General features: G+C 32.7%; 2 protein-coding genes. One reads left to right on the forward strand and one right to left on the reverse strand.

Annotation, left to right across the window (positions count from 1 at the left end; translation table 11 throughout):
* A partial coding sequence (locus ACTS4L_RS11230; RefSeq protein ID WP_440652062.1) for a hypothetical protein occupies window positions 1–1,318 on the reverse strand: 1,318 nt, incomplete at its 3' end.
* 211 nt (window positions 1,319–1,529) lie between these two features.
* On the opposite strand from ACTS4L_RS11230, the gene ACTS4L_RS11235 reads away from it, so the two are divergent.
* Window positions 1,530–1,781, forward strand: a 252-nt coding sequence (locus ACTS4L_RS11235; RefSeq protein WP_440652063.1) for a hypothetical protein, incomplete at its 3' end; no start/stop codon positions are given.

The following is a 1,781-nucleotide window of genomic DNA, read 5'->3' on the forward strand; positions in this document are numbered from 1 at the left end:
TATTTCCCTTATTTCCCTTATTTCCCTTATTTCCCTTATTTCCCTTATTTCCCTTATTTCCCTTATTTCCCTTATTTCCCTTATTTTCCTTATTACCCTTATCATCACTGCCAACTGCTGATTTGTTATTAATCGATACAGCTTCTAAAAGTGTATTTTTTGGGCTTGTATTTTTTAGATTTAAATTATTAACTGCATTACCTGAAATATAACTGATTGCTTGATTACTGAATGTTTTTTGACAGCATACATGATTTTGAGTGTCTAAATCTTGTCCTTGACTCTGAGAAGCAGCATTTAATGACTCTTGATTATTGGTACTTGTTTCCCTCTCACTATTTATATGGCTTTCGCCAATACTATAATGCAGATCAAATGTAATGGCGCCATTAGCTTTATTTTTAGTCAATGGTTGAGCGAAAACCATTTTTTGCAAAGCATCGCTAGCATAAATTCTAGCAATCGTTACGTAAGCTTTGTTAGATCGATCAATACTATTTATATCATTTTTATAAAATATCTCTGATGCTGAAAAATTTAAATTAAGCGGCTTCATAAGCGTATAAAAATCAATAAACTTTACACCAATATTTAGATGCTTAAGCAACCCAACCAACACCATTAAAGCCGCTTCTTCACTATTAATCTGATGCTCAAGATAATAATTTGATAAGAGTTGATTGATCTTTACTTGAATGTAGGATGCTCTATCTCCTTGTTGCTGACTGCTCATCGCCTGTAAAACAGCATAAAGCATCACCATCACATTTTTACCATAATCACTTAAACATAATTTTAATTCTTGTTGATAAGATGCTAAATCATGACAGTAATTATTAATATGTGTTTTAATAGTACTTTGTTGTGGATCAATGATATAGAAGTATTTATGTGCTGTTTGATCGCTGTTGAAGCTCTTAGCTTTTAGAATATAGTCATGCGGTTTATCCGCTAATAGCACATGGTGTAAAACAATTTGATCCTGTGATTTTTGTGAAGTAATAGTGACTGTTAGATATTGATCTTCTGTTAAATCTGCTTGATAAGAAATTTTTAAATATATTCCTTCTTTGTGGCAATTAATACCGTTATAGTTTGTACTTTTTGAAATATCATGATGATTGATAACACACTTATAATCCCAATGATCTGAATAATTACTGCTTTGTGAAGAAACCTTAAAGCCCGTCAGTTGAATAGCATGCTTGACTTGATCTCCACGCTTTAAGTACTTATTGCCTGGTTTTACCGTTATATTTTGATAGCTCGAATCTAAAGTTGAATCTGCATTACAACCGACAAGGCATACCATTAACAAACACATTAATATGCTTTTTATACATCTAAGAGAAAACATGATCTATGACCTAAACTTTATGTTTTTTTAAATCGATTTAAGCGACTTTAAGCGAAAATAGTATTTATAATCCGAATTTTAATGTATCAGAAAAAGATAGATTCTCTATTTACTGGTACTTAGAACTTTGGCTTTTTTAGTATTTTCTGGCAACTTAAATTGATTTCATCTCATGTCTTCTCGTATAAATAGCGAATACTTAACGGTTATTGGCTATTGGTTATTATCACCATTATCTGTATTGCTTGGGGCTCCATTAGAATCACTCGACGGTTGGTTATTATCACCAGTACCTGTATTGCTTGGGGCTCCATTAGAATCACTCGACGGTTGGTTATTATCACCAGTACCTGTATTGCTTGGGGCTCCATTAGAATCACTCGACGGTTGGTTATTATCACCAGTACCTGTATTGCTTGGGGCT

The sequence above is a fragment of the Cysteiniphilum sp. 19S12-1 genome, from assembly GCF_052030685.1.
Lineage (GTDB): Bacteria > Pseudomonadota > Gammaproteobacteria > Francisellales > Francisellaceae > Caedibacter.